This window comes from bacterium (genome assembly GCA_017744355.1).
Taxonomy (GTDB): domain Bacteria; phylum Cyanobacteriota; class Sericytochromatia; order S15B-MN24; family UBA4093; genus JAGIBK01.
Map to the genome: position 1 here is coordinate 232,018 of JAGIBK010000002.1, position 25,562 is coordinate 257,579.

At 67.1% G+C, this 25,562-nt stretch carries 18 protein-coding genes; 8 read left to right on the top strand and 10 right to left on the bottom strand.

Features of this window, described 5'->3' with window-relative positions; all coding sequences use genetic code 11:
* Nucleotides 1-5 precede the first annotated feature (5 nt).
* Together J7643_06630 and J7643_06635 are read right to left on the bottom strand one after the other, a co-directional pair.
* On the bottom strand, nt 6-1,637 hold the full coding sequence (locus J7643_06630) for a sugar transferase (GenBank protein MBO9540250.1): 1,632 nt from the start codon (nt 1,635-1,637) through the stop codon (nt 6-8).
* A gap of 44 nt (nt 1,638-1,681) precedes the next feature.
* Entirely contained in the window at nt 1,682-2,080 is a 399-nt protein-coding gene (locus J7643_06635) for an STAS domain-containing protein (protein MBO9540251.1), read from the bottom strand.
* A gap of 301 nt (nt 2,081-2,381) precedes the next feature.
* Here J7643_06635 and J7643_06640 point away from each other — a divergent pair, with 301 nt between their 5' ends.
* Both J7643_06640 and mfd read left to right on the top strand, forming a co-directional pair.
* Nucleotides 2,382-3,605, top strand: coding sequence for a tetratricopeptide repeat protein (locus tag J7643_06640; protein ID MBO9540252.1), 1,224 nt, complete (start codon nt 2,382-2,384; stop codon nt 3,603-3,605).
* 67 nt (nt 3,606-3,672) lie between these two features.
* Nucleotides 3,673-7,167, top strand: coding sequence for a transcription-repair coupling factor (mfd, locus tag J7643_06645; GenBank protein MBO9540253.1), 3,495 nt, complete (start codon nt 3,673-3,675; stop codon nt 7,165-7,167).
* Between the two features lie 54 nt (nt 7,168-7,221).
* On the opposite strand, the gene J7643_06650 is transcribed toward mfd, so the two are convergent.
* Nucleotides 7,222-8,574 (bottom strand): BamA/TamA family outer membrane protein, encoded by a 1,353-nt coding sequence (locus tag J7643_06650; GenBank protein ID MBO9540254.1) that lies wholly within the window; start codon nt 8,572-8,574, stop codon nt 7,222-7,224.
* Between the two features lie 88 nt (nt 8,575-8,662).
* On the opposite strand from J7643_06650, the gene J7643_06655 reads away from it, so the two are divergent.
* Nucleotides 8,663-10,795 (top strand): adenylate/guanylate cyclase domain-containing protein, encoded by a 2,133-nt coding sequence (locus J7643_06655; protein ID MBO9540255.1) that lies wholly within the window; start codon nt 8,663-8,665, stop codon nt 10,793-10,795.
* A gap of 58 nt (nt 10,796-10,853) precedes the next feature.
* Here the strand turns inward: J7643_06655 and J7643_06660 are convergent, their stop codons facing one another.
* Nucleotides 10,854-11,858 carry a hypothetical protein gene (locus J7643_06660; GenBank protein ID MBO9540256.1) on the bottom strand — a complete coding sequence of 335 codons (1,005 nt, stop codon included), beginning with the start codon at nt 11,856-11,858 and terminating at the stop codon, nt 10,854-10,856.
* Nucleotides 11,859-12,050: 192 nt separating this feature from the next.
* Here J7643_06660 and J7643_06665 point away from each other — a divergent pair, with 192 nt between their 5' ends.
* The 3 genes from J7643_06665 to J7643_06675 are packed head-to-tail and all read left to right on the top strand — an operon-like array spanning nt 12,051 to nt 15,637.
* Nucleotides 12,051-13,112 carry a peptidylprolyl isomerase gene (locus J7643_06665; GenBank protein ID MBO9540257.1) on the top strand — a complete coding sequence of 354 codons (1,062 nt, stop codon included), beginning with the start codon at nt 12,051-12,053 and terminating at the stop codon, nt 13,110-13,112.
* 6 nt (nt 13,113-13,118) lie between these two features.
* Entirely contained in the window at nt 13,119-14,555 is a 1,437-nt protein-coding gene (gene mazG / locus J7643_06670) for a nucleoside triphosphate pyrophosphohydrolase (protein ID MBO9540258.1), read from the top strand.
* Nucleotides 14,552-15,637, top strand: coding sequence for a GIY-YIG nuclease family protein (locus J7643_06675; protein MBO9540259.1), 1,086 nt, complete (start codon nt 14,552-14,554; stop codon nt 15,635-15,637). The genes mazG and J7643_06675 overlap by 4 nt, the downstream gene beginning before the upstream one ends.
* Nucleotides 15,638-15,699: 62 nt before the next feature.
* Here the strand turns inward: J7643_06675 and J7643_06680 are convergent, their stop codons facing one another.
* From J7643_06680 to J7643_06700, 5 genes are all read right to left on the bottom strand, one after another.
* Nucleotides 15,700-16,014: a hypothetical protein gene (locus tag J7643_06680; protein ID MBO9540260.1), complete on the bottom strand. Its 315-nt coding sequence runs from the start codon at nt 16,012-16,014 to the stop codon at nt 15,700-15,702.
* Between the two features lie 83 nt (nt 16,015-16,097).
* Entirely contained in the window at nt 16,098-17,288 is a 1,191-nt protein-coding gene (locus J7643_06685; protein MBO9540261.1) for a phosphopentomutase, read from the bottom strand.
* Between the two features lie 113 nt (nt 17,289-17,401).
* Nucleotides 17,402-19,075 (bottom strand): Flp pilus assembly complex ATPase component TadA, encoded by a 1,674-nt coding sequence (tadA, locus tag J7643_06690; GenBank protein ID MBO9540262.1) that lies wholly within the window; start codon nt 19,073-19,075, stop codon nt 17,402-17,404.
* A 16-nt stretch (nt 19,076-19,091) separates the two neighbouring features.
* Nucleotides 19,092-20,411: a thymidine phosphorylase gene (locus J7643_06695; GenBank protein MBO9540263.1), complete on the bottom strand. Its 1,320-nt coding sequence runs from the start codon at nt 20,409-20,411 to the stop codon at nt 19,092-19,094.
* 4 nt (nt 20,412-20,415) lie between these two features.
* Nucleotides 20,416-21,285 carry a hypothetical protein gene (locus J7643_06700; protein MBO9540264.1) on the bottom strand — a complete coding sequence of 290 codons (870 nt, stop codon included), beginning with the start codon at nt 21,283-21,285 and terminating at the stop codon, nt 20,416-20,418.
* Nucleotides 21,286-21,607: 322 nt separating this feature from the next.
* On the opposite strand from J7643_06700, the gene J7643_06705 reads away from it, so the two are divergent.
* The gene (locus J7643_06705) at nt 21,608-22,564 is read left to right on the top strand and encodes a hypothetical protein (protein ID MBO9540265.1); all 957 of its coding nucleotides are present in this window, start codon (nt 21,608-21,610) and stop codon (nt 22,562-22,564) included.
* Here the strand turns inward: J7643_06705 and J7643_06710 are convergent.
* A complete protein-coding gene (locus tag J7643_06710; protein ID MBO9540266.1) occupies nt 22,561-22,797 on the bottom strand; it encodes a hypothetical protein in 237 nt (78 codons plus the stop codon). The genes J7643_06705 and J7643_06710 overlap by 4 nt on opposite strands.
* Nucleotides 22,798-22,974: 177 nt before the next feature.
* Between J7643_06710 and mutS the strand changes: the two genes are divergently transcribed.
* The gene (mutS, locus tag J7643_06715; GenBank protein ID MBO9540267.1) at nt 22,975-25,539 is read left to right on the top strand and encodes a DNA mismatch repair protein MutS; all 2,565 of its coding nucleotides are present in this window, start codon (nt 22,975-22,977) and stop codon (nt 25,537-25,539) included.
* Nucleotides 25,540-25,562: the final 23 nt, after the last annotated feature.

Below are 25,562 nucleotides of genomic sequence, written 5' to 3' on the forward strand. Positions count from 1 at the left end.
GGGCGCTAGCGTGCGCCGCGGCGTAGCAAGAGGGCAGGAATGGTCTTGAGCAGGATGAGCCAGTCGCTCCAGAAGGTGCGGGTCACCGAGTAGTAGGAGTCGAGGACCATCCGCTCCTTCTCGCTGAGGTCGGATCGCCCGCTGATCTGCCACAGGCCGGTGATCCCCGCCGGGCACGAGAAGCGCAGGCGCTGCCAGTCCTCGTGGAGGGCCTCGGCCTCGTACACCGGCAGGGGGCGGTTGCCGACCAGCCGCATGTCCCCGCGGGCTACGTTGAGGAGCTGGGGCAGCTCGTCGAGGCTGGTGGCGCGCAGGAAGTGGCCCAGGCGGGTGATGCGCGGATCGCGCGCCAGCTTGAAGAAGGCGCCGTCACCGTACTGGTTCTGGGCCTTGAGGGCGGCAAGGCGCCCCTCGGCGTCGCGGACCATGGTCCGGAACTTGTAAAGCTCGAAGACCCGGCCGCGCAGGCTACCCTCGCGCCAGGCGCGGCGGTCCTGGCCGACCCGCAGCTGGGTGAAGAGGACCGGGCCCGGGTCGTCCAGGTAAATGGCGAGGCAAATGGCGAGCAGCAAGGGCGAGAGGAGCACCAGGGCCACGACGGCGATCGCCGAGTCCAGAAGTTGGCCGAGCCGTTCGCCCCACGGTGCCCGCAGGGTCGGGTGCAGCACCTCCGGGTCGGGGCTCGGCTCGAAATAGGGGTGCGGCCGATCCAGGGGAAAGGAGCCGTGGCGCCAGACGAGGCGATCGCGCCAGCGGGTGGCGCGGCCGAGCCAGGTGTTCGCGAGCACCACCGACGACTCGACCGAAGCACCCCGCGCGAGCTTCACCTCTCGGACCAGCACGGCGTGGGGGCCGACCCGCCCCTCGCGATCCACCCGGCAGCCGGGGCCTATCCAGTAGGGGGCGACGAGCTTGGCCTCCGGGTGGATCCGGGCGCTGGGGTCCACGTGGGCGCAATCCCCGGCAAGGGCTGTGAGCTGCGCCTGGTGATAGCCGAGCGGGCTTCCTACCGTCTGCCACGGGCCCTCGGCCACGAAAGCCGCGACGGGTAGCCCCTGCGCGACGAGCTGCGGCAGCCACTCGCGCCCGATGGCGCACGGGGCTGCCGGCAGGTACGCAAGGGCCGCGGGCTCGACGAAGTAGAGGCCCGTCTGAAAGAGACTGGGGGGCTCGGTCCCCGCCGCGCCCAGCAGGCCGTCGGCCGAGAGACTCGCGCCGAGCGCGCCGGGGGTGGCCTGCGGGCTCAGGACGGCGGTGACGAGGGCCCCGGTCTTCTGGTGGTGGGCGAGGGCCCCCGAAAGATCCAGCCCTTCGACCACGTCGCCGCAGAGCACCAGGGTGGTTTCCGAGAGGAAGGCCGCATGGGCCATCAGGGCCCCGCCGGTCCCCGTGAGCGCGGGCTCCAGGGCGACGGATACGTGCAGCCCCTCGGGGGTCGCCGCCTGGAGGGCGGCCTCGAGGGGGGCGGGGAGGTGGTGCATGGCGACCAGGACCTCTCGGGCGCCGGCGCGCGAGAGGTGGCGCAGCTGGTGCGCGATCAGCGGCTCGCCCAGAAGCGGGAGGGCGCCGAGGGGGGCGGTGGCGGTGATGGGAGCGAGCGCATGGTGCGCGCCCCCCGTGAGGATCAGGCCTTTCACGCTTTCTCCTCGCCAAAAGGGGTGGGGGCGGGGGCCTGGCCCCCTCAGGCCTCGCTCAGGGGAATGATCTTGTGGAGCGAGGCGCGCGCGAGGCGCTTGCGGGCGGACGGGGGCAGGTGGGCCACCACCAGGCGCTGGCCGCAGCGCTTGGCCATCTCGCCGGCTTCGGCGAGGGCCGCGAGCCCCGTGGGATCCAGGCGCTTGAGGGCCGAGAGGTCCAGCACGATCCGCGAAGGGCCCTCGGAAAGCAGCTCGGCGAGCGCATGCTTGAAGGCCGGCGCCGAGCGGGCATCGAGCCCCCCTTGGAGGCGCAAGCGGAGGGTGCCCGGCTCGGGGGAGGCGACCTCGAGGTCGAGCCCGGGCGTGCGAGCGAGGGGCGTCTGAGCGCGGCGGTTGGGGCTCAGGGCCTCCTGGCCCGCCCAGGATCCTGGCGTGCTCTCCATCCGACCTCCTCCTTTCCGAACCGAGAATAGGGGCGGCGAAAGGCTGGCTGCTGGATGCGCAAGACTTTCGCTCTACGGTAGCGGCGGGCTCGGAAGCGGGGGATGGTCGATTTGACGAAATGAGTGAGAGGTTTCGTCGCCACAGGCAAGCGATCTGGGGCGGGGGCTGTGTAGAATAGAGGGGCTTTTTGAGGCGGGAGGGCTTTCTGAAAACGGAGGCCTTTCCGAGCACGAAGGGCTTTCTGGCGCCGAGGAGGGCGACGCGACGCGTCCCCTTCGCCAGGATGATGGAGAGGTCCGAATGGCCGAAGGCCCCGATTACTACGAAATCCTGCAGGTCCACCCCAAAGCGAGCGCCCTGATGATCAAGAAGGCGTATCGCACCCTGCTCTTGGCGGGGGGGCATCCGGATCTTGGGGGCAACCCGATCGAGACCCAGCTCTTGACCGAGGCCTACGAGGTCCTCTCCAACCCGGACCGCCGCATGGCCTACGACCGCCGGCGCAGCGTGGGCCGGCCCGCACCCACCACCATCATCGTTTCCATCTGCCCCCACTGTGGGGTCTTCAACCGGGTGCGCTCCGAGACCAAGCTCCTCGTCGCCCGCTGCGGCAAGTGCGGCCAGGGCCTCGGCAAGGCCAAGGCGCCGACCATGCCCCTCAAGCTGGATCGCAAGTGGCCCTGGAAGTGGATCCTGGGCGGGGTCTCGGTCATGGTCCTGGGCCTCGCGGGGGCCGGGGGCTACGCTCTCTGGACTGCCGAGCGCGATCCGTTGGCCGAGGCCATCGCCCTCGAGGACCGGGGACAGCTTTCGAGCGCCGCCGAGCGCCTTCAGGCCCTGATCGCCACCCAGCCGCGCCACCTGGCGGCCCACCAGCACCTGGGCCAGGTCTACGAAGCCCAGAAGAACCTGGAAGCGGCGATCGCCGAGTACCGGACGGCCGTGGACATCTCGCCGACCACCCCCAAGTCCCACTACCTGCTGGGCCGGGCCCTCCTGCGCCAGGGTCGCTACCAGGAGGCCGAGAAGGCCCTGCGCACGGCCACCGACTACGACGGCCAGGACGTGGGGGCCCTGGTGACGCTCGGCAAGCTCCTGGTCAAGACCGACCGGCTCGACGAGGCCGTCAAGGTCTACCGCCAGGCGGTGCCGCTCGATGCGCGCAACAGCGACCTGCACTACAACCTGGCCATGGTCTACCAGCTGCGCGGGGAGTCAGGCGAGGCCGAGCGCGAGCACCGCGAGGCCTTGGCCATCGACCCGCGCCACCGGGAAGCCTTGGTCAATTTGGGCAAGCTTTACCAGGACCGCGGCGCCTTCCAGGAGGCTCTCTCCCAGTTCCGGGAGGCCGTCACCCTGCGCTACGAGGACCCCGACCTGCATTTCCGGATGGCCGAGCTGTACCGCCAGTCCGGCAACGCGGCGCAGGCCATCCGCGAGTTCCAGGTGGCCCAGGGCCAGGCCAAGACCAATCCGATCCTGCGCGATCGCATCGATCGCGCCCTCAAGGCCCTGGGGGGCTAAGCCCCGGCGGGCCACAGCCCGACGTGATAGACTGGAGCGTCGCGCGCCGCCGATTATCCGGGATTTCATGAGCAATTTGATCGATCTCCAGGCATTCCTCCTCGCCTCCCCCGCTTGGGAGGCCCTCAAGGCAGGGACGGTCGCCGGCCGCACCCTCAAGGTAGGCGGGGTGACCCCCGCGGCGGCGGCGCTGGTCGCCTCGTCCCTCGAGGCCGAGAGCTGGCTTGCGATCGCCCCCAACGCCGACGTGGCCAAGCGCCTGCAGGCGGATCTGGTCGCCTACGGCGTCGAGGCCCTCTACTTTCCCGCGGTCGAGGTGACCCCCTACGAGGGCGTCTCCCCTGAAGAAGAGCTCTTGCACGCGCGCCAAGCGGTGCTCGCCAAACTGTGCGAGCCGGGCCCGCGCCGGGTGATCACCACCCCCCGAGCGCTCGCCATGCGCCTGCCCAGCCCCCAGGCCTGGCGCGAGGCGACCGTCACCCTGAAGCCCGGCGACATGCTCTCGCCCCACCAGCTCACCGAGCAGCTCATCAAGCTGGGGTACCGGCCCTCGACCACCGTCACCGAGAAGGGCGAATTCTCGCGCCGCGGCGGGATCCTCGACGTCTTTGCCCCCCAGGCCGACGCCCCGTGCCGGATCGAGTTCTTCGGCGACGAGATCGATCGCATCCAGGAGTACGAGCTTGCGAGCCAGCGCTCCACCGAGCCCCGTGAGGTGCTGTCCCTGTGGCCGACCCGCGAGCTGATCCTGCCCACCGAGGGCTGGGGAACGGCTGAGCAGCTCCTGTACGGCTACGCCGAGAAGCGCGTCCGCCAGCTGATGGGCGGCAAGCGCCAGGCGGAGGCCGCGAAGCTCACCAAGAAGACCCAGTCGGCCCTGGAGCAGCTTCGGACCTTCCAGTACTTCGAGGGCTGCGAGTACTACGCGCCCTTCTTCGGCGGCCTCGGCACCCTCATCGACTACCTGCCGGGCGGCTCGCCCGTCGTATGGCTCGATCGCAAGGCCCTGGCCTCGGCCTACACCGGCTGGGTGACGACCCTCCAGAAGAAGTACGACGACGGCTATCAGTCAGGTGATCTCGTGCCCCTGCCGACCCCCCTGCACCAGACCTGGGACGAGTTCGCGGCATCCCTCAAGCCTTACGCTCAGCTGGATCTTTCTTCCGGCGAGGATGGGGCGGACGTGCGAATGGGCACCCATGCCCCCCACGGCTTCGGCAACCAGTTCGATCGCCTGACCGCCGCCCTCAAGGAGGCCGCGAATAGCGGCGAGAAGGTGGTCGTCGCCTCCACCCAGCCCCAGCGCGTCTACGCCATCCTCGAAGAGCGGGGCTTCGCGGCCAACTACGGCGGGCGCCTGCCCATTCCGAGCTTCGACTTCGGGGGCGTCTGGATCGTTCGCGAGAGCCTGAACGCGGGCTTCGTCTGGCCCGACAGCAAGCTCATGGTGCTCTCGGACGCCGAGCTGTTCGGCTGGCAGAAGCGCCCGGGAGCGAGGGCTCCCAAACGGGCGCCGCACGCGGGGGCTGCGATCGCGAGCCTCAGCGAGCTGCGCGTGGGCGACTACGTGGTGCATGCCAAGCACGGCATCGGCCAGTACCTGGGTCTCAAGCGCCTGGAGATGAACAACCAGGAGCGCGAGTACCTGCTCATCCAGTACCAGGGCGACGATCGCCTCTACGTGCCGGTCGAGCAGTTCGGCCTTTTGCACCGCTACCGCGGGACCCACGAAGGCAAGCCCAAAGTCAACAAGATGGGCGGCGCCGACTGGGAGAACGTCAAGAAGCGCGTCAAGAAGAGCGTCGCGGTCCTTGCCGAGGATCTGCTCAAGCTCTACGCCCACCGCGCCGCCCAGCCGGGTTACGGCTATCCCGAGGACGGCACGTGGCAGGCCGAGATGGAGGCGGGCTTCCCCTATTCGGAGACCCCCGACCAGCTGCGGGCGATCGCCGAGACCAAGGCCGACATGGAGCGCGAGCGCCCCATGGATCGCCTGATCTGCGGTGACGTGGGCTTCGGCAAGACCGAGGTGGCGCTGAGGGCCATCTTCAAGGCCGCCATGTCGGGCAAGCAGGTTGCTTTGCTCGCGCCGACCACCCTCCTGGCGCACCAGCACTACCAGACCCTGCGCGAGCGCTTCGCGCCCTATCCCATCAAGGTGAGCCTGCTCAGCCGCTTCAAGTCGGCCAAGGAGCAGAAAGAGACCACCCGCGGCCTCGAGACCGGGACGGTGGACGTGGTGGTCGGCACCCACCGCATGCTGAGCAAGGACGTGGCCTTCAAGGACCTAGGCCTCTTGGTCGTCGACGAGGAGCACCGCTTCGGCGTCGCCCACAAGGAGCGCCTCAAGCACCTCAAGGCGACCGTCGACGTGCTGACCATGAGTGCGACGCCCATCCCCCGCACCCTGTACCTGGCCCTGTCGGGCGCGCGCGACATGAGCCTCATCACGACTCCGCCCATGAACCGCCAGCCGGTCAAGACCACGGTGGGCCCCTACGAGCCGGACATGGTCCGCACGGCGATCCTTCACGAGCTGGAGCGCGGCGGCCAAGTCTTCGTGCTGCACAACCGGGTCGATTCCATCTACCGGGTCGCCGCCGAATTGCAGGAGCTGGTGCCCCAGGCCCGGATCGTGGTGGGCCACGGCCAGATGAACGAGAACGCCCTCGAGGACGTGATGCTCTCGTTCCTCAACCACGAGTACGACGTGCTGGTCTCGACGACCATCATCGAGTCGGGCCTCGATATCCCGAACGCCAACACCATGATCATCGACGACGCGGATCGCTTGGGCCTTGCGCAGCTCTACCAGATCCGCGGGCGCGTCGGCCGCTCGGACGTCAAGGCCTACTGCTATTGCTTCTACCGTGCGGGCAAGGAGCTGACTCCCGAGGGGCGCGAGCGCCTCGATGCCCTCCAGCAGTTCACGGCCCTCGGCTCGGGCTACCAGATCGCCCTGCGGGACATGGAAATCCGCGGGGTGGGCAACATCTTGGGCGGCGAGCAGCACGGCCAGATGATCACGGTCGGCTACGACCTCTACATGCAGCTGCTCGAAGAGGCGGTCGCCGAGCTACAGGGTCAGGAAGTGGTCACGGACCATCAGCAGGCGGTCATTGACCTGAGCGTCGCGGCGTACCTGCCGGACGACTGGTTCCTCGAGCCCGGCCAGAAAATGGAGCAGTACAAGCGGCTGGCGAGCGTGGCGAGCATTCGCGAGCTGGAGCTGCTGACGAGCGAGTGGCGCGATCGCTTCGGCGCCCCGCCCCAACCGGTCAAGAACCTCATGCGGGTGGTGGGCCTGCGGCTCACGGCGAGCGAGCTCGGCGTCTCGGCGGTACGCTCGGATGCCAAGACCATCCGGGTGCAGCTCGCCCTCTCGCGCTCGGCTTGGGCGGATCTCACCCTCGGCAAGCCCGCGCTGTCGCGCTGGAATTGGGGCGAGAGCGAGCTGACGTGCAGCCGTGAAGGGATGATGGCCGAGGACCAGATCTCGGCGGTCGAGAAGCTGCTTGCGGCGATCGCCAGCGACGCCGACAAGGTCCTGGTCGAAGCCTAAACCCCTCCCCCTGCCCCCTGGTGGGACGGGGGTGGGGGGATCTAATCAGATTCCTTAGAACTTATGGCCCACCGCGAGCTGTAGCACGCCGCCGGCCGGGTCCCACTCGCGCATGCCATAGTCGATGCGCAGCGCCCCGAGGGCGGGCATGTTGACGCGCACCCCCGCTCCGTAGCCCGAGCGGGTGCGCTCCCAGGCGAAATTACCCTTGGCCTGGTCCCAGTAGAGACCCGTGTCCGCGAACAGGGCGCCTGCCAGGATCCAGACGATTGGGAAGCGATACTCCGCGCTCGCCAGCGCGAAGGAGTCCCCCGAAGAGCTGCCGAGCGTGAAGCGGGAAAGCTCCTCGGGCGATGGGTTCTCTGCCCAGCCCCGGATCGCGTTCTCGACCACCGGGAAGAAGCGCTCGTAGACGGGAATCCGCTCGCCCGAGGCCGAGAAGAGGTGGCCTACACGGGTGCCCAGTGCGAGGGTGTGCCCGCCGCCCAAGGGCAAGTAGCGGTTCACGTCCAGCTTGAGCCGCGTGAGGTTCGAGGCTCCCAGCCCCGGCACGAACTGCTCGGCGCTCGCGCTGTTGAACCAGCCGCTCGTCGGGTTGAGGTTCAGATCCCGCGAGTCGAAAGTGAGCTTGGCGCCTGCGATCGCTTGCAGGTCCGCGTTGCCCCCCGAGGCGAACAGCGCCCCGCCGCTCAGGGGGGCCTGGTTGAAATCCTGCAGCGCCGTGCGCTCGGCCTTGACGACCAGAGCCCCCTGCCATTGGCTCGCGACCGGATCGCCGAAGACCGGACGCCCGACGGTGGCGTTGAAGCCCTGCCGCTCCACGATGAGCCCGGGCAAGGCGGCGTTCGGGCCGACGGCGAGGTTGTTCCAGACTCGCTGGGCGAAGAGGGTCGAGTCGAGGGTCGTCTTGCCCTCGCCGAACCAGGGGTTCGCGTAGTTGAGGTAGTAGTAGTAGTTCCGTGCCAGGTTGATGTTGGCGCCCAGTGACTGGCCCGTGCCGAGCAGGTTGTCCTTGCGGTAGTTGAGGCTCAGGAGCAGGCCGTCCAGGCTGGTGTAGGTCACCGCCGGAAAGAGCATCCAGGTTTGCTTCTCCTTGACCGAGACCACCAGCGTCGAGCGCGCCGGGTCCAGGCCGGGTTCGAGCGCGTAGTCCACCCGATCGAAGAAATTGAGCTTGTAGAGCCTGGCGAGGTCCGCCTCGAGGCGCACTCGGTCCAGCGCTTCGCCGGTCGGCTGCGTGATCTCGCGCAGGATGGTCTCGGATCGGGTCTCCTGGTTGCCTTCGATCCGCACGCCCTGGATGAGCGTGGTGGCGTCCTGCGCCTGCGCCGGTAAGGCCGCTGTCACCCCCACGGCCAGGGCGATCGCGGAGACGGGGCGGGTGGTTTTAGCAATCAAGCGTGGCATGGCTCTCTTATGCCCGCACGGCGCATCGTTATTCGGGGTATGTAGGAAAAGCAAGCAAGTATTTTTGAAGTTTGGCGTTGATTATTTGATGCTCACCTCCTTCAACTCTTGGCGCTCCGTCTGGGGCCGCTTGGTCGCAAGCATCCTCTTGCTCGTCGCCTTGCTGGTGCTCGTCGGCCGCCCCGCGCCAACGCCGGCCAAGCCGCCCGAGGCCACGCAGGGCAGCCTGGATCTGGCCGCCTGGCACCTGGGTGAAGAGCCGCCAATCTCCTTGGCGGGTGAATGGCGCTACTACCCCGGCCGCCTGCTCGGCCCCGAAGCCTTCGGCGGCGCCCTGGCGCCCACCGGTAGCGAGTGGGTGCGGCTTCCCGCCCTTCTCAATCAGCCTGCCACTGGTCTCGAACGAGGGCCGGCGCGCCCATTCGGCACCTACGTCCTGGAACTCAAGGGAGTGCCGGCCCCTGCCCTCTACGCCCTCAAGCGGATCAACCTGCTCGCGGACGTGCGGATCTACGTGGGGGATGAGCTGCTCTACGAGCGTCAGAAAGCGCCGGGTGGAGGATACGGCAACGACCCGAACGCCGCCGCCTTCCGGCTGGCCCAGGCCCCCGAGCGCCTGATCGTCCAGATCCGCGACGTCGATCGCGAGCGCCTGGCGACCTTCGACGCCTTCTTGCTTGGTACCGAGCGCCAGATCCAGGGGGCCCGCGAGCGTCAGCTCGCGATGGACCTGTTCATGTTCGGCAGCATCCTCTTGATGGGCCTCTATCACCTGGGGCTCTACGTCTCACGCCGCAAGGACCCCTCGACCTTCTACTTCGGTCTCTTCTGCGCGATCATCGCGCTGCGGGTGCTGTTCACCAACGAGTACTACATCCTGACCCTGCTGCCCGATCTGAGCTGGCGGGTGGTGAACCGGGTGGAGTACCTGACCTACTACCTGTCGCTGCCTGCCTTCGTGCGCTTCCTGCGTGCGCTCTTCCCCCAGGAGGTGCCCCGGTGGGCGGCCCGCGGCACCCTCGGCGTCTCATTACTCGCCAGCGCGGTGGTGGTTGTCGCCCCCTTTGGCGTTTACTCCCAGACCCTGCACCCCTTCGACTTCTTCACCGTGGCGGCGGCCGTCTTCATCGTGACGGCCATCGTGCGGGCGGCCCTCAAGCGCCGGGAGGGAGCGATCGCCGCCTTGATCGCTTTCTTGATTCTCTTCGCCGCAGCCCTCAACGACATCCTCGTGAGCGCCGGAGTGATTCAATCGCCCTACGTGGTCCACTTCGGCCTGTTGGCCTTCATCTTCGCCCAGTCCTTCCTGCTGGCGAACCGCTTCGCGCGGGCCTTCGCCACGGTCGAGGAACTCTCGGATCGCCTCCTGGTCCTGGACCGCCTCAAGGACGAGTTGCTCGCGGCGACCACGCGCTTCGTACCCGACCAGCTCATGCGCCTCTTGAACAAGGACAGCATCGTGGACGTGCGCCTGGGCGACCAGGTGCAGCGCAGGATGACCGTCCTCTTCTCGGACATCCGCGCCTTTACCACCCTCTCCGAGCAGATGACCCCGCAGGAGAACTTCAACTTCATCAACTCGTATCTGGGCCAGATGGGGCCCATCATCCGCGAGCACGACGGCTTCATCGACAAGTACATCGGCGACGCCATCATGGCGCTCTTCGATGGCACGCCTGATGGAGCGATCGCCGCCGGCGTCGCCATGCTGCGCCGCCTCGAGCACTACAACGAGGGGCGGCACCACGCGGGCTACGCGCGCATCGAGATCGGGATCGGCATCAACACCGGCGAGCTGATGCTCGGCACCATCGGCGAGCGCGATCGCATGGAGGGCACCGTCATCAGCGATGCGGTCAACCTCGCCTCGCGCGTCGAGGGCCTCACCAAGGAGTACGCGGCCCCCTTGCTCATCACCGACGAGACCTTGCGCCATCTGGAGCATCCCGAGCGCGTCGCGGTGCGCTTCCTCGATCGGGTCAAGGTCAAGGGCAAGTCCGAGCCGGTCATGGTGTACGAGGTCATCGACGGCGATCCCTTGCCGCTGAGGCAGGGCAAGCTGCGCCTGCGCGATCGCTTCGAGCGTGCCGCAGCCCTGTACCAGGAGGGGCGCTTCGAGGAGGCCCAGGCCCTCTTCGCCCTTTGCCTCGCCGAGGTCCCCGAGGATAGCGCGGCCAGAGCCTATCAGGAGCGTTGTCGCCTGCGACTCACCCGGGTTTGAACCAACGAAAGCGGGCCCCCTCGTTCGAGGGGGCCCGCTTTCGCGGAAATGGTGCTTGTTAGTCGTTTGACAAGGAGTTGGCGATGCTGGTGCTGAGCGTCGAGAGGGCCCCAGCGACATCGTCGATGATGGTGAAGTCGAAGGTCTCGGCAGCCTTGGCGCTGTTGTTGTACGTGATGGTCGCCTTGATCGGATCGCTGTCGTGCGAGAACTCGAACTTGCCGAGCTCGGCGCCCGCGTCGTCCTTCAGCTTGCCCACGAACGGCGTGGCCGAGGCGGGGTCCATGGTGAAGGCCATGTGGTAGTCCTTGGCCGCCTTGACCGTCATGCTGCCCTTGCCCGCGGCGTCCGCGAGGAAGTCGAGGCCGATGGTCTTGCCCGAGGCCGAGGTGATGTCCCCCTTCACGCTCATCTCGATGGCAGGGGAGGTCTTGCTCACGAGGGTCAGGTCGGTCTTGCTGCCGTCGGGCAGATCCCCCTTGGCCTTGATGCTGACGTTCCCCCCGGCGAGCGTCGCCGACAGGTCGAGCTTGACGGCGGTGCCGCCGCCGGCCGGGGTGAAGGTGGTGTCCTGGGCGTAGGTGAATTCTTCGTTGCTGCCGGGAGTGAGGGTGATCAGGACGACGTAGGTGCCGGGCTTGCGCGAGGCGCTCTTGGTCACGACGTCGGTCTGCTCCATCTGGATGGGGCCGTCGCCCGACGTCATGTACAGCACCGACTGCACGTCCTCGGTGGCCGTCGCCAGGTGGCGGGTCATCTTGACGTCGTAGCCTTCCTTGTCGCTTTCCGACGCGAGCACCCAGCCGTTCTCCATCGTCGTGACGCGGTAGCCGGCCTGAGGGGCGTTCTTTGCGCCGGCGGCTTGCTGCAAGTTCTGGAGGCTCTTGAGGGAGTCCTTGACCTCGGCCATCACGAGCTTGGCGGAGGGCGTCTGCAGGGTTTGACCGGTCTGGTCGGTGGTCTGGCCCTGGCCGCCCTTGGTCGGGGGTTCGGTGCAGCCGAGCATGAGGCTGCCGGCCAGGGTGGCGAGAAGAAGGCGTGCGGCGATGCGGGACTGGAACATGAAAGGCTCCTCTTGTCGAAAATCGTTGGCGGTTAGAACCGATAACTTGCTCCATTCTAAGTGCTATTTCCTAAGATTGCTCGCTTGCTAGTCACGCCTGCCATGTGACGGCTCGCACGAGGAGCGGGGCTGACGCTGCCGAAGGATTTCCGGTAGAATGACGGGACCTTCCACCTACGAGAGGAGATTCCTTTGAAAAATTCGACGAAGGCCGCCTACGGCCTGGCCTTGGCCCTGCTGATCGGCGGCGTGACCGCGAGCTGCTCGGCCCTCACCTTCAACAAGGACGGCTACGTCGCGACCGTCAACGGTCACAAGGTCTCCCTCAAGGATTACAACCAGGCCCTCGAACAGCAGAAGAAGCAATACGCCATGCGCTTCGGGGTGGACTTCAACTCGACTCAGGGCAAGCAGATGCTCGCGGGCATGCAGCAGCAGCTGCTCCAGCAGCTCACCGAGCGCGAATTGCTGCTCATCGAGACCGAGAAGCGCGGCCTGAAGGCCACCGATGCCGAGGTCGAGACCAAGCTCGCCGACGTCAAGAAGCAATTCCCCGACAACGCGGCCTTCGAGAAGGCCATCAAGGAGTACGGCCTGACGCTCGCCGACCTCAAGCAGCAGCTCTTCAAGGCCGTGGCCATCGAGAAGCTTCAAAAGGACGTGGGCAAGGACATCGCGGTCACCGACGCCCAGGTCGCCGACTACTACAACAAGAACAAGGCCCAGTTCGCCCACACCGAGGAGGTCGAGGCGAGCCACATCCTCGTCAAGTTCGACGAGGAGGCCAAGGACAAGGCCAAGGACGAAGCCCGAGCGCTCGGCAAGATCAAGGAGATCCACGCCAAGGTCAAGGCGGGCGGTGACTTCGCCAAGCTTGCCGGCGAGAACTCGGACGACCCCGGCAGCAAGGCCCAGGGCGGCAGCCTCGGCTTCTTCGGCAAGGGCCGTATGGTGCCCGAGTTCGAGAAGACCGCCTTCGCCATGAAGAACGGCGAGGTCTCGGAGCCCTTCAAGACCCAGTTCGGCTACCACATCATCAAGCGTCTGGATTATCGCCCGGCCCGCACCGAGCCGCTCGCCGAGGTCTCCAAGTCCATCCACGAGCAGCTCCAGACCCAGCAGCAGGGTGAGCGCTTCCAGCAGTTCGTCGAGACCCTCAAGAAGGGGGCCACGATCGAGATCCGGCCCGAGTACCAGCCCAAGCACGAATCCCCTGCCCCCTCTGCCGCCCCCGTTACCCCGGAGAAGAAATAGCACCCCATGGGTTCCATCATCGTCGTCGGCCTCGGGCCGGGAGATCCCGGCCAGCTCACCCTCGCAGCCAAGGAGGCGCTGGATAGCGCCAAGCGCCTCTTCCTGCGCACCGAGATCCACCCCACCACGCCAGCCATGCGCAAGTGGGGCCTCAAGTGGGAGTCGTTCGACCCCTACTATCAGCAGGGCGCCTCGTTCCAGGAGGTCTACGGCCGCATCGTGGCGCGCCTCCTCGAAGTCGCGCGCGATGAGGACGTGGTCTACGCCGTCCCCGGCCACCCCTTGGTGGCCGAGGACGCGGTCACCGCGCTGCTGGCGCAGACCGAGGTCAAGGTCGAGGTGGTGGCGGGGCTCAGCGCGCTCGATGCCATCTACGCGCGGATCGGGCTCGATCCCAACGCAGGCATGCAGGTGGTGGACGGCCTCGCCCTCGAAGGGCGCGAGTTGCACCCCGACTGGCACACCCTCGTCATGCAGCTCTACTCGCCCCAGGTCGCGAGCGAGGTCAAGTTGCACCTGATGCGCTTCTGGCCCGACGATCACCCGGTCCAGGTGATCCGGGCGGCCGGCGTCGAAGGGCAGGAGCGGATCGAGTCCGTTCCGCTCTTCGAGATCGATCGCCTGCCCTGGATCGACTATCTTTCGAGCCTCTACCTCGGGCCCGGCCCCAAGCGCGGCTTCTCGCGCCTGGTCGAGATCATCGCCCGCCTGCGTGCGCCCGATGGTTGCCCGTGGGACCGCGAGCAGACCCCCGAGTCCCTGCGCAAGTTCGTCCTCGAGGAGGCCTACGAGACCGTCGAGGCCATCGACTCGGGCGAAGTGGGCGCCATTGAGGAGGAATTGGGCGATCTGCTCTTGCAGGTGGTCCTGCAGGCCCAGATTTTCGCCGAGCAGGACGAGTTCGACGTTCAGGACGTCGCCGAGGTCATCTCGGACAAGCTCGTGCGGCGCCACCCCCACGTCTTCGGCGAGGTGAGCGTTTCGGGCGCCGACGAGGTGGTCAAGAACTGGGCCGACATCAAAGCCGAGGAGAAGGCCCAGGCGGGTGCTCCCGAGTCGGCGCTCGCGGGGGTCGCGACGGCCCTGCCCGCCCTGGTCGTCTCCGAGAAGCTTCAAGCCAAGGCCTCGCGCGTCCGCTTCGACTGGGCCGATCCTTACAAGGTCCTCGACAAGGTCCAAGAGGAGCTCGGCGAGCTCAAGGAGGCCATGGAAGGCCAGCACGGCGAGGCGGCCCTGACCCACGAGCTCGGCGACGTGCTGACGGCCGTGGTCAACCTCTCGCGCCAGCTCAAGATCGACCCCGAAGAGGCCCTGCGTCAGGCCAACGCCCGCTTCAAGCGCCGCTTCCAGAAGATGGAAGATCTGGCCGAGGGCAAGTTCAAGGAGCTCGAGCTCGACCAGATGGAGGCCCTGTGGCAACGGGCCAAGGCCATCGTCGGATGATCGAACGGGGCCCGCGCGGATTTGGCGTGGGCCCCGATGCGATCTCAACCCTCCCTCGCTGTCCCGGCGTCTACGAGTTCTACGCCGCGGACGGCGAGTTGCTGTATCTCGGCAAGTCCGTCAACCTGCGCGATCGCGTCCGGTCCTACTTCCACGCGAGCGGGGGCCACACCCCGCGCACGGCGCGCCTCAAGCACGAGGCCGTGCGCATCGAGGTGCACCCTACGGGCTCCGAGCTGGAGGCCCTGCTGCTCGAGTCGCGCCTGATCAAACGTCATCAGCCTCGCTACAATGTGCGGGGGCGCCGCTACGAGCACTACCCCTTCCTCAAGCTCACGGCTGAGCGTTACCCCCGCCTGATGATGACCCGGACCCTGGTCGAGGACGGAGGCCGCTACTTCGGCCCCTTTTCGAGCGCGAGCTACGTCCAGACGGTGGTCGAGGCGCTGCAGCCCGCCTTCGGCCTGCGGTCGTGCGCGACCTTGCCGCCCCACGCGTGCCTGGAGTTCGACATCGGTCGCTGCCTGGGGCCTTGCACCGGCCGGATGGATGAGGCCTACGCCGAACGGGTCCAGGCGGCGGTGGGCTTCGTGATGGGCGAGACCGGCGGGATCATCGAGACGCTTGAGCAAGAGATGTTGCGCGCAAGCGAAGCGTTCGCCTACGAGCGCGCCGCGCGCCTGCGCGATCGCCTCCACGCCTTGAAGCGCCTGATCGATCACCAGCGCCGACTCGGGAGCTTGGACGAGCTGGACGCCCTGGTCGCCCTGCCGGGCCTGATGCCCGGTTCGACCCACTTCCTGGCGATTCGTCGGGCGCGCTGGGTGGGCGAGCTTAGGCTGGAGCCCGACGCCTTGCACGGGCGCAGTGCATCGGTCCGCCTGCGCTCCTTCTTGAAGGCGGCGTATCTTATCGAGCCGGCGCCGAGCACGCGGATCGATCGGCGCGAGCTGGATGAGGTGCAGATCGTGGCATCGTGGCTGTACCGCAAGCGTGAAACGCCGGGCGTCTTCCAGGTGACGGCCGACGGCATCGCCGAGACGGCCCGCGCGGCGATCGCCCACGCGCGCCGGATGGCCTGAAGCCATTTCAGCGAGAAAGCCCGCCCCAAAACGGGGCGGGCTTTCTGCCGAAGATAGGAGGCTTACTTCGCGCTCTCGTCGGTCTTCTCGGTCTTCTCGGCTTCGGCCTTGGGGGCCTCGGTCTTGATGCCGGCCTGGGAGGCGAGGTTGTTGAAGATCGAGAGCATCTGGTTGGCACCGTCCTCGATCCGGCGCTGGACTTCCTGCATCTGCTTGTCGAAGGCGTTCTCGGCCTCCTCCATGCGGCGGACCATCTCGGGGTCCTTGACCAGGGCGTGGATCTGCTCGCGGGCGACCTGGACGCCGAGCTCGGCGGTCTCGCGGGCCTGCTTGGCCAGCTTGTCGGCGCTATCCTTGAGGTCGTTGAAATCGGGCATGGGGTGTTGAACTCCTCTATTGTGTTTAGGGCGTCTAACGAAATGGTTCCTTCAAGCCGCCCCCGGCGGCCAGAGGCCGTTTGTTAGATGCTCTTGGCGGTGACGGGGTTGGGGGTCAGCTGGTGCCAGAAGCTCTCGCCTTCGAGCTGGGCCTCGAGGCCCCAGCCCTGGGCGATGGTCTGGGCGATGTCGCCGAAGCCGGTGCGGGTGCCCAGGTCCACGCCGGGAACGCCCGGCATGTAGGCGAGCAGCGGCACGTACTCGCGGGTGTGGTCGGTCGAGACGTCGGTGGCCTCGTTGCCGTGGTCGGCCGAGATGATGAGCAGGTCGCCGGGCTTGAGGGCCTCGACGAGCTTGCCCAGCTCGCGGTCGAACTCGGCGAGGCACTCGGCCATCCCCTGCGGGTTGTTGCGGTGGCCGTACTTGGCGTCGGTGTCGACCAGGTTGTTGAAGACCAGGCTGCCATCGGGGGCCTCGTGGGCCATGCGGATGGTGGTTTCGAGGCCTTCGGCGTTGGAGGCGGTGGGCAGGCTCTGGGTGACGCCATGGGCGGCGAAGATGTCCGAGATCTTGCCGATGCCGATCACCTCACGGCCCGCGTCGACCGCGTAGTCGAGCAGGGTCTTGGCGGGCGGCGGCACCGAGTAGTCGTGACGACCGCCCTGGTTGCGCTCGTAGGAGCCCTCTTCGCCGTAGAAGGGGCGGGCGATGATGCGGCCCACGTGGTAGGGGTCCAGGATCTCGCGGGCGATCTTGCAGGCGTTGTAGAGCTCGTCGAGGGGCACCACGTCTTGGTGCGCGGCGATCTGGAAGACGCTGTCGCCGCTGGTGTAGACGATCCACTTGCCGGTCTTGACGTGCTCGGCGCCAAGCTCCTTGAGGATCTCGGTACCCGAGGCGGGCAGGTTACCCAGATAGCCGCGGCCCGTCCGACGCGTGAACTCGTCCATGATCTCGTCCGAGAACTTGGGGAAGACGGGGAAGGCATGGTCGAGGACGATCCCCGCCATCTCCCAGTGACCCGTGGTCGTGTCCTTGCCGGGGGACTTCTCGGCCATCTTGCCGAAGCTCGCCAAGGGCTTGTCGGCCGGGGCGATCCCCTTGATGGGGATGATGTTGCCCATGCCAAGCTTCTGGAGGTTGGGGAGGTTCAGGCCGCCGACGGCCTCGGCGCAGTTGGCAAAGGTATTGGCGCCTTGGTCGCCGAAGAGGTGGGCGTCGGGCAGTTCGCCCACGCCCATGCCGTCCAGGACGACGATGAAGGCACGGTTCAGTTTAGCCATGGGTTCGTTCCTCGCGTGGGGGGTGAGGGTTGGTTTCCCTCATTATAGCTCAGAACGAACAAGCGCCTGCGGCCAACAGCGCCTGCGGCTAAATTTAGAAGAGACTATCCGTGACTCGCTTCGGAGACGCGTTCGAAGAGGTCGGTCTTCGCCAGCTCGTCGAGGGTGGTCAGGCCCTGAGCGGCCACCCAGGTGGCGTAGTCGTACAGCGCCATGTGGCCTCGCTGCTTGGCGTACTGGTCGATCTGGGGCTGCGGGGTGTTGCTCGCGACCATGTGGCGCAGCTGGGCGTCGAAGGGTAGGACCCCGAAGATGCCCACCTGGCCGGCGTAGCCCGTCTCGTGGCACTCAGGACAGCCCACCGAGCGGTACAGCATCCCCGTCTCGTTGATGGCCTTGAAGAAGGCGAAGGTCTGCTCGTCGGGCTTGTAGGGCACCTTGCAGGCGGGGCAGAGCCGACGAACCAGGCGAATGACGACCACCCCCGCCACGGCGTTCGCCACCGGTCGGGGTGCCAGCTCCGAGAGGTCCAAAAGCTGGTGGAGGAAACGCTGGGCCGTCGGGATCCCCACGATGGCCGCGGCGCCCGCGAGCGCCCCGTGGACGAGGCCTCGGGCGAGCTCGGGCTCGGTCAAGGAGGGAACGGCGAGCAGATCGGGCGATTGCTCGAAGACCTGGCTGAGGGAGAGCTCGGGCCGGTGGGTGTCCAGCGGCGCCTGGGCGATCCCTTCGAGCTCGAAGGGCATGGTCCCGAAGCCGATCACGCTGCGGTTGTCCTTGAGGGCTTCCTTGAGCAGGGCGTAGAGCAGGGTGTCCTTGCCCGAGTGCTTGGGGCCGTTGATGAGCAGCAGGCCGCTCTTGAGGCGCAGCAGGCGGCGCAGCACCTCGCGGGTGCCGGGATGGTGGACGATCGAGTCGAGGCTCGTCTGCTCGAGCGTGCTCTGGTCGAACAGGCGCAGGGTGAGCATCTGACCGTGCTTGACCGTCAACGCCCGCAGGGTGAGGTGGATGGAGCGGCCCTCGTGGCGCGTCTTGACCGTACCGGTCTGGGCCATGCCGCCCGAGGTGGGGGCGAGGTTCGCGAGCACCTTGAAGCGACCGATGACGGCCGCCCCCAGGCGCGGGGCGATCGAGGGCTCGCGCACCAGGCTACCGTCGATCCTAAGGCGCACCCAGGTCTCGTGCTCTTGGGGCTCCAGGACGATCTCGGTGGCCTTGCGCTTGAGAGCGGTTGCAAGCAACCCCTGGGCGTACTGGGCCGCGGTCTGGTCCTCGCCGGCGAGGCTTGCGTCGGGGCGATCCTCCTCGGGGCGCGCTTCGGCTTCCGGTGCGGCGGTTACGACCGTCTCGCGGGGGATGACCTTGAGGATCTCGCGGAAGTCGGCGTCGGTGATGACCACCGGCTGGAGGGAGACCCCCTTGAAGCGCAGGCGCAAATCGTCCAGGGCCAGGATGTTGTTGGGATCGACCATGGCCACGGTCATCTGAGAGATGCCGACCGGCAGGATCTGGTGCTGCCGGATCATGGCCTCGGGCAAGAGGCGCACGAGCTCCTGCGGGGGCTTCTGCTTCATGGAGAAGCTCTTGACCCCGTACTGGAGCTCGAGCGCGTGCTTGATTTGAGCGTCGGTGACGTGGCCGAGGGCGATCAGGATCTCGCCCAGCGGCTCCCGGGTTTGCTGCTGCTTGGAGAGACCCTGAGCAAGCTGATCCTCGGTGAGGACGCCCGCGTTGATCAGGATCTCGCCGAGGCGCAGGCGCTTGCCGGGAATCGTCACGAAGCTCTCCTTGGCGTTACTTCAGGGCGCTCTTCTCGGCCGAGTAGACGGCTTTGACCAGCGCCGCGGGGGTCGCGGACTCGCTGCCGATCCGGTAAGCGCCAAGCAAAGCCTGGCTGGCGGCTGGGATCTTGCTCTCGTCGTTGACGAGGAGGTGGGCGAGCGTCTCACCCTTTTCTACCCAGTCGCCTACCTTCTTGTGCAGCATGATCCCGACGGCCAGATCGATGGGAGCGCCCTTCACGAGGCGCCCGGCGCCGATCTCCTTGCCGGCGAGGCCGACCGAGAGGGCGTCGAGATCCTGGACGAAGCCAGCCTGAGGGGCTTCCACGGGGATCCGGAACTGGGGCTGGGCCATGCGCGAGGGGTCGCGGACGACCTCGGGATCGCCGCCCTGGGCCTTGATGACTTCCTCGAACTTGGACAGCGCCGCGCCGCTTTCGATCACTTCGCGCAGCTTCGCTTCGCCTTCTTCGCGGCTCTTGGCGAGGCCGCCGCCGACGAGGATCAGGGCGCCGAGCGCGACCGAGAGGTCGGTGAGGTCCGTGGGGCCTTCGCCGCGCAGGGTGGCGATCGCCTCGGCCACCTCGTTGGCGTGGCCGACGGCCGAGCCGAGGGGCTGGCCCATCTCGCTGACGACGCAGGCCACGTGCTTGCCCAGGCGCTCGCCCACCTGCATCATCGTGGTCGCAAGCTCGCGGGCGCTCTCGTCGTCACGCATGAAGGCGCCGGCACCCGTCTTGACGTCGAGCAGGATCACGTCGGCACCGGCGGCGATCTTCTTGGAGAGGACCGATGCGGCGATGAGCGGGATGCTCTCGACGGTGCCGGTCACGTCGCGCAGGGCGTAGAGGATGGCGTCGGCCGGGGCGAGCTCGGCGGTCTGGCTCGCGAGCACGATGCCGATGTCGCAGAGCTGCTGCTTGAAGCGCTCGACGGTCAGGTCGCAGGTCATGCCGGGGATGGCCTCGATCTTGTCGACGGTGCCGCCCGTGTGTCCCAGTCCGCGGCCGGAGAGCTTGGCGACGGTGACGCCGGCGGCAGCCACCAGAGGACCGAGCACCAGGGTGACCTTGTCGCCCACGCCGCCGGTCGAGTGCTTGTCGGCGCGGGGGCCGGGCACGTCCGAGAGGTCCATGACCTGGCCCGAGTGGGCCATGGCGTGCGTCAGGAAGGTGGTCTCCTCGATGGTCATGCCCCGCAGGACCACCGCCATCAGCCACGCTGAGAGCTGGTAGTCGGGCAGCCGCGAAACGTTATCCACCAGCCAGCGGATCTCGTCCTGGGTGTGGGCGTTGCCGTCCCGCTTGTCCTTGATCATCTTGAGGATGGTCATATCGCTAGCCATGGCTCGTCTGGTCCTCCATTCCGGGGGGGGAATCCTTCTTGCGATCGGTCAACGACCGGATGTTGGGGTTCTTATCGCCCTTGAGAACGGCGATGAAGCGCTCCTGCTTCTCGATTGTATCCTGGTTGGATGCGATCTCGGAGTGGAGGGACTCGGTCTGGCGCTGCAGCGAGACGACCAGCGCGCGGAGGTTGTCCACCTCGCGGCCCATCGAGGACTGCTGGCTCGCGAGCGTCTCGGACAGGGTGCGCTGCGCGATTTCGAGGGCGGCCTCGGTCTCGGCCAGGCGCGCTGCGAGGGTGTCCTTCTGGGCGAGCAGCTCTTGCCACTGCACCTGCTGGATCTCGATTTGTCGCTCGGCGGTCGCGAGGCGCTCGTGGACGTTCTTGTTGCGCGAGCGCTCGGCGTCGAGGGCGGCCTCGAGTTCCTTGATGCGATCGCCAAGCTGCTGCTGGGTCGCTTCCAACTGCTCCTGGGTCTTCCAGATCTGCTGCTGGCGCTGCTGCATGCCGACGCGCCACTGCTTGCGCTCCATCGACAGGTCGTCGATGCGCGAGAGGGCGTACTGGAGCTGGTTCTTGAGCTGGAAGACGGATTTCTGGTGAAGCTGATCCTGGTGCTGGACGTAGGACTTAAGCTTGCGGTTCTCTTCGCGCAGCGCCTTGTAGCGCTCGGCAACCTGGCCGAGCACCGCGCGGGCGGCAGCAATCATCACGCCGGCGAGCCGCTGACGCTCTTCGCGCAGCTTGCCGGCGTAACCTTGCCAGTATTTGAGCTGTTGGCTCCGCTCCTCCACCAGGCCGTGGAGGTTTTTTACGTGAGCGAGCAGCTTCTCGATTTGCTTCTCGTATTTGGTTGCCATTGACCTAGAGGGCTAGCGCCGAGCGGAAATCCTTGCGACAAGCGCGTCGCAGGGGTAGGAGTAGCGCCAGGCCTTAGTCATTCTAACATTTACATAACGAGAATCAGTGTCGGAGATAACAATTCGAAAGCTTCGTTCGAAGCAGGCCCCGCCCAAGGATAGGGGGCGTTAGTTTGGTGTATAATCACTTCAGCGCTCGTTCGCGGCATGCCTGCGCCGTGCGGGATGCGTCGCACCGACGCGGGCAGAATCCTGTCCGGAACAAAATCGGCGGTTGGCCGGTCCATCTATCCGTAATGCAGGACTTATTGTCGAGGTCTCAATGGCGAAGCTGATCTTGTCTGGGGATCTGAGCATTTTCCGTATCGAAATGGTGGTGCGGATCCTCGAGGCGCTCAAATTCGATGGCGAGGTGGCGCTCGAAGCGATCGAGCGTGGCACCTTCTTCATGCTGCAAGGCAAGGTCGTGGGCGCGCGCAACGCCATGAACGAAGGCATGGCCGCGTTGGTCCCCATGGTCTCCCAGCGCGTGGGGACTTTCTCGGTGCGCCAGCTTTCCGCCGACGAGGTGACCCGTCACCCGGACCTTGCGGCCCTGCCCGACAACGCCGCCATCTTCCGCCAGGTCCATGCCCTGCTCGGCCAGGGTCGCTTCGCGACGGTGCCCGCCGCCCAGCCCGCGGCCCCTGCTGCGTCGGCGCAGCCGAGCGCTCCCCCTGCCGCCCCTGCTGCGTCGGCGCAGCCGAGCGCTCCCCCTGCCGCCCCTGCCGCGACCCCGTCGCCGCGCCCCAGACCCGCGGGCGGTCCTCTTGCGCGCGTGCCCGAGGTGACGGACAAGGGCAAGGTCACCCTTCGCTCCATCCAGACCAACTTCGCCCTGCGCGGGGTCCAGGTCGACGCGGACACATGGCGGATCCTCGCCAAGGTGGATGGCCAGCAGAATCTCTTTGCGATCAGCGAGATGGTGAACGTTGCGGGCGATCGCTTCAACCAGGCGGTCGAGCAGCTCCTTTCCGAGGGCTACATCCGCTTCCAGGTTCACGATCCCACTCTCGAGCAGCTTACCAAGCGTACCGAGTCCAAGTTCCGCTTCGGCGAGTACATGGTCGCCAAGGGGGTCATCACCGAGGTCCAGCTGGAGGGCGCCTTGCGCCGCCAGCAGGAGCTGGCCCGGCGCGGTCGCTACATGTGGCTCGGCGAGATCCTGATCGAGATGAACTACGCCCGCCCCAGCCACGTGCAGGAGGCGCTCGCCGTTCAAAAGCGGATGGGCGGCTAGACGCCCTCTTCCCGCTGATTTTCGGATAAGGTGATGTTGTTGCGGGTCGCTAGGCGCGGCCCGCTCCTGAAGCCCGCGCGTGACGACGCGGGCGTTTCTTTGCGCAGCTCGCTGATGATCGCCATCAGCACGACCCCCAGGCCGAACGACCAGTGGCCCCAGAACGGCGAGGTGAGCGCGGCGCAGAAGATCAAGAGCCACAGGGCGTTTCCGACGGATTGTTTCTGGGTCATGGTTTCCTCGTGCGTGCAGTCCCCCTATTATCCACGGATCCGGGAAGAATGACGTAGATTCCCCGGATTATTTCCCGCCTTTTTCGTGATCTCCCGGCGCGGAACGGCCCTGTGGTCCTCGGGACGGCCTGTCGGGAGGTAGAATGGTCTTGAAACCCTGATACTCGGAGGAACCCCGTGCAGCCCCAGTACTCGCCCATGATGACCCATTACCTCTCGCTGAAGGAGCAGCACCCGGACGTGTTGCTCTTCTACCGGATGGGCGACTTCTACGAGATGTTCTTCGACGATGCGGTGCTCGCGAGCCGTGAGCTGGAGCTGACGCTCACCAGCCGTGACGGCGGCGCCAACGGCAACCGCATCCCCATGGCGGGCATCCCGCACCATGCGGCCGAGGGCTACCTCGCCAAGCTGATCGAGCGCGGCTACCGGGTCGCCATCTGCGAGCAGGTCGAGGACCCCAAGCAGGCCAAGGGTCTGGTCAAGCGCGAGATCGTTCGCTTCGTCACGCCCGGGACGGTCCTCGAGGCGAACTACCTCTCCGAGAAGCAGAACAACTACCTCGCCGCCATCGTGAAGGGGCCCGCGGGCTTCGGCCTCGCCTACTGCGACGCGTCGACCGGCGAGTTCCGGACCACCCAGATCGCGGACCCCGGGGCGGTGGCCGGTGAGCTTGCACGCATCGCGCCCGCTGAGCTGTTGGTGCCCGTCAATCCGAGCGTCTGGCAGAACATGGCCTGGGGCCGCACGCCGGGCCGTCTTCAGCCCGCGCAGCTCGATCCGTCGTGGGAGGGCCTCTTCCCCGAAGGCCTCAACCTCACGCCGCGGCCCGACTACGCTTTCAACCTCGAGAAGGCCCGCAGCCAGATCCTTTCCCAGTTCCGGCTCCAGAGCCTGGAGGGCTTCGGCCTGCCCGAGCTGCCGCTTGCGACCATGGCGGCCGGGGCGATGCTCGGCTACCTCGGCGAGACCCAGAAGGCCCAGCTTGCCCTCTTCTCGGGGATTCAGACGTATCGTCTCTCGGAGTACATGCAGCTCGACCCGGCCACCCGCCGCAACCTCGAGCTGACCCAGACCGCGCGCGACGGATCCTGGAAGGGCTCGCTGCTCTCGGTGCTGGACGAGACCCGCACCGCCATGGGCGGCCGCAAGCTGCGTCAGTGGCTGCTGCACCCGCTGCTCGATGCGGCGGCCATCAGCGAGCGTCACCAGGCGGTCGGCGAGCTCGCCGCGAACGCAGGCCTGCGCATGCGCCTGGCCGACCAGCTGGGCTCCATCCGCGATCTGGAGCGCCTCACCAGTCGCGTGGCCGCCGGCACGGCGAACGCCCGGGACCTTATCGCGCTGCGCGACAGCCTGGAGGCCCTGCCTGCGCTGGTCGAGCTGCTTTTTTCCACCCAGAGCCCCGCCCTGCGCGCCCTGCAGGCGATTCCGTCCGAGATCGGCGTGCTGGCCGCACGTATCCGCGAGACCCTGGTCGATCACCCGCCCATCTCCCTGACCGAAGGGGGGCTGGTCCGGGACGGCTTCAGCCCCGAGCTCGACGAGACGCGCTCGCTCTTGGGCGATAGCAAGGATTGGCTTGCGACCTTCGAGGCCCAGGAGAAGGAGCGTACGGGCATCCGGAGCCTCAAGGTCGGCTATTCCAAGACCTTCGGGTACTTCCTCGAAATCACCCACGCCAACAAGGACCTGGTGCCGGACGACTACCAGCGCAAGCAGACGCTGGTCAACGCCGAGCGCTACATCACGCCGGTGCTCAAGGAGCGCGAGAGCGCGATCCTGACGGCCCAAGAGCGCATCGGGCACATGGAGTACGAGGTCTTCTCGGCCTTGCGCGCGGCGCTCGCTCCCTGGACGACCGAGCTCCAGGGCATCGCCTCGCACGTGGCGGCCATCGACGTCTTCGTGGGCTTCGCCGAGGTGGCGGTGCGCCAGGGCTTCTGTTGCCCGGTGGTGGACGACTCGACGGTGCTCGAGATCGAGGCGGGGCGCCATCCAGTCATCGAGCAGCTCCTGCCGCCCGGTACCTTCGTGCCCAACGATACCCGCCTCGACACCGCGTCGAGCCAGCTCATCATCCTGACGGGGCCCAACATGGCGGGTAAGAGCACCTTTATGCGTCAGATCGCGCTGATCGTGCTGATGGCGCAGGTGGGCTCCTTCGTGCCTGCTCGCTCGGCGCGCATCGGTCTGGTGGATCGGATCTTCACCCGCGTTGGCGCGGTGGACGATCTGGCGACGGGGCAGTCGACCTTCATGGTCGAGATGAACGAGACGGCCAACATCCTCAACAACGCGAGCCCCCGGGCGTTGATCCTGCTCGACGAGATCGGGCGCGGCACCTCGACCTTCGACGGGATCTCGATCGCCTGGTCGGTCAGCGAGCACCTGGCGATGCACGTTCGGGCCCGTACCCTGTTCGCGACCCACTACCACGAGCTGACGGCGCTGGCCACGAGCCAGCCCAGTGTCCGCAACTACAAGGTCCTGGTCGAGGAGACGGCCGACGAGGTGATCTTCCTGCGGCGAGTGGTGCCAGGCGGGGCCGATCGCTCCTACGGCATCGAGGTGGCGCGCCTTGCGGGCTTGCCCGCGCCGGTGATCGAGCGGGCGCGCCAGGTGCTCACCGAGATCGAGCGGCGCAACCGCATCTCGCTCTCGCTCAGGCAGGCGGCCCTGGACGAAGGCGCCAACGAGGTCAGCCAGCTGCCTCTCTTCAGCTCGATCCAGTCTCTCTAAGAAGCCAAGCCAAGAGCCCCGGC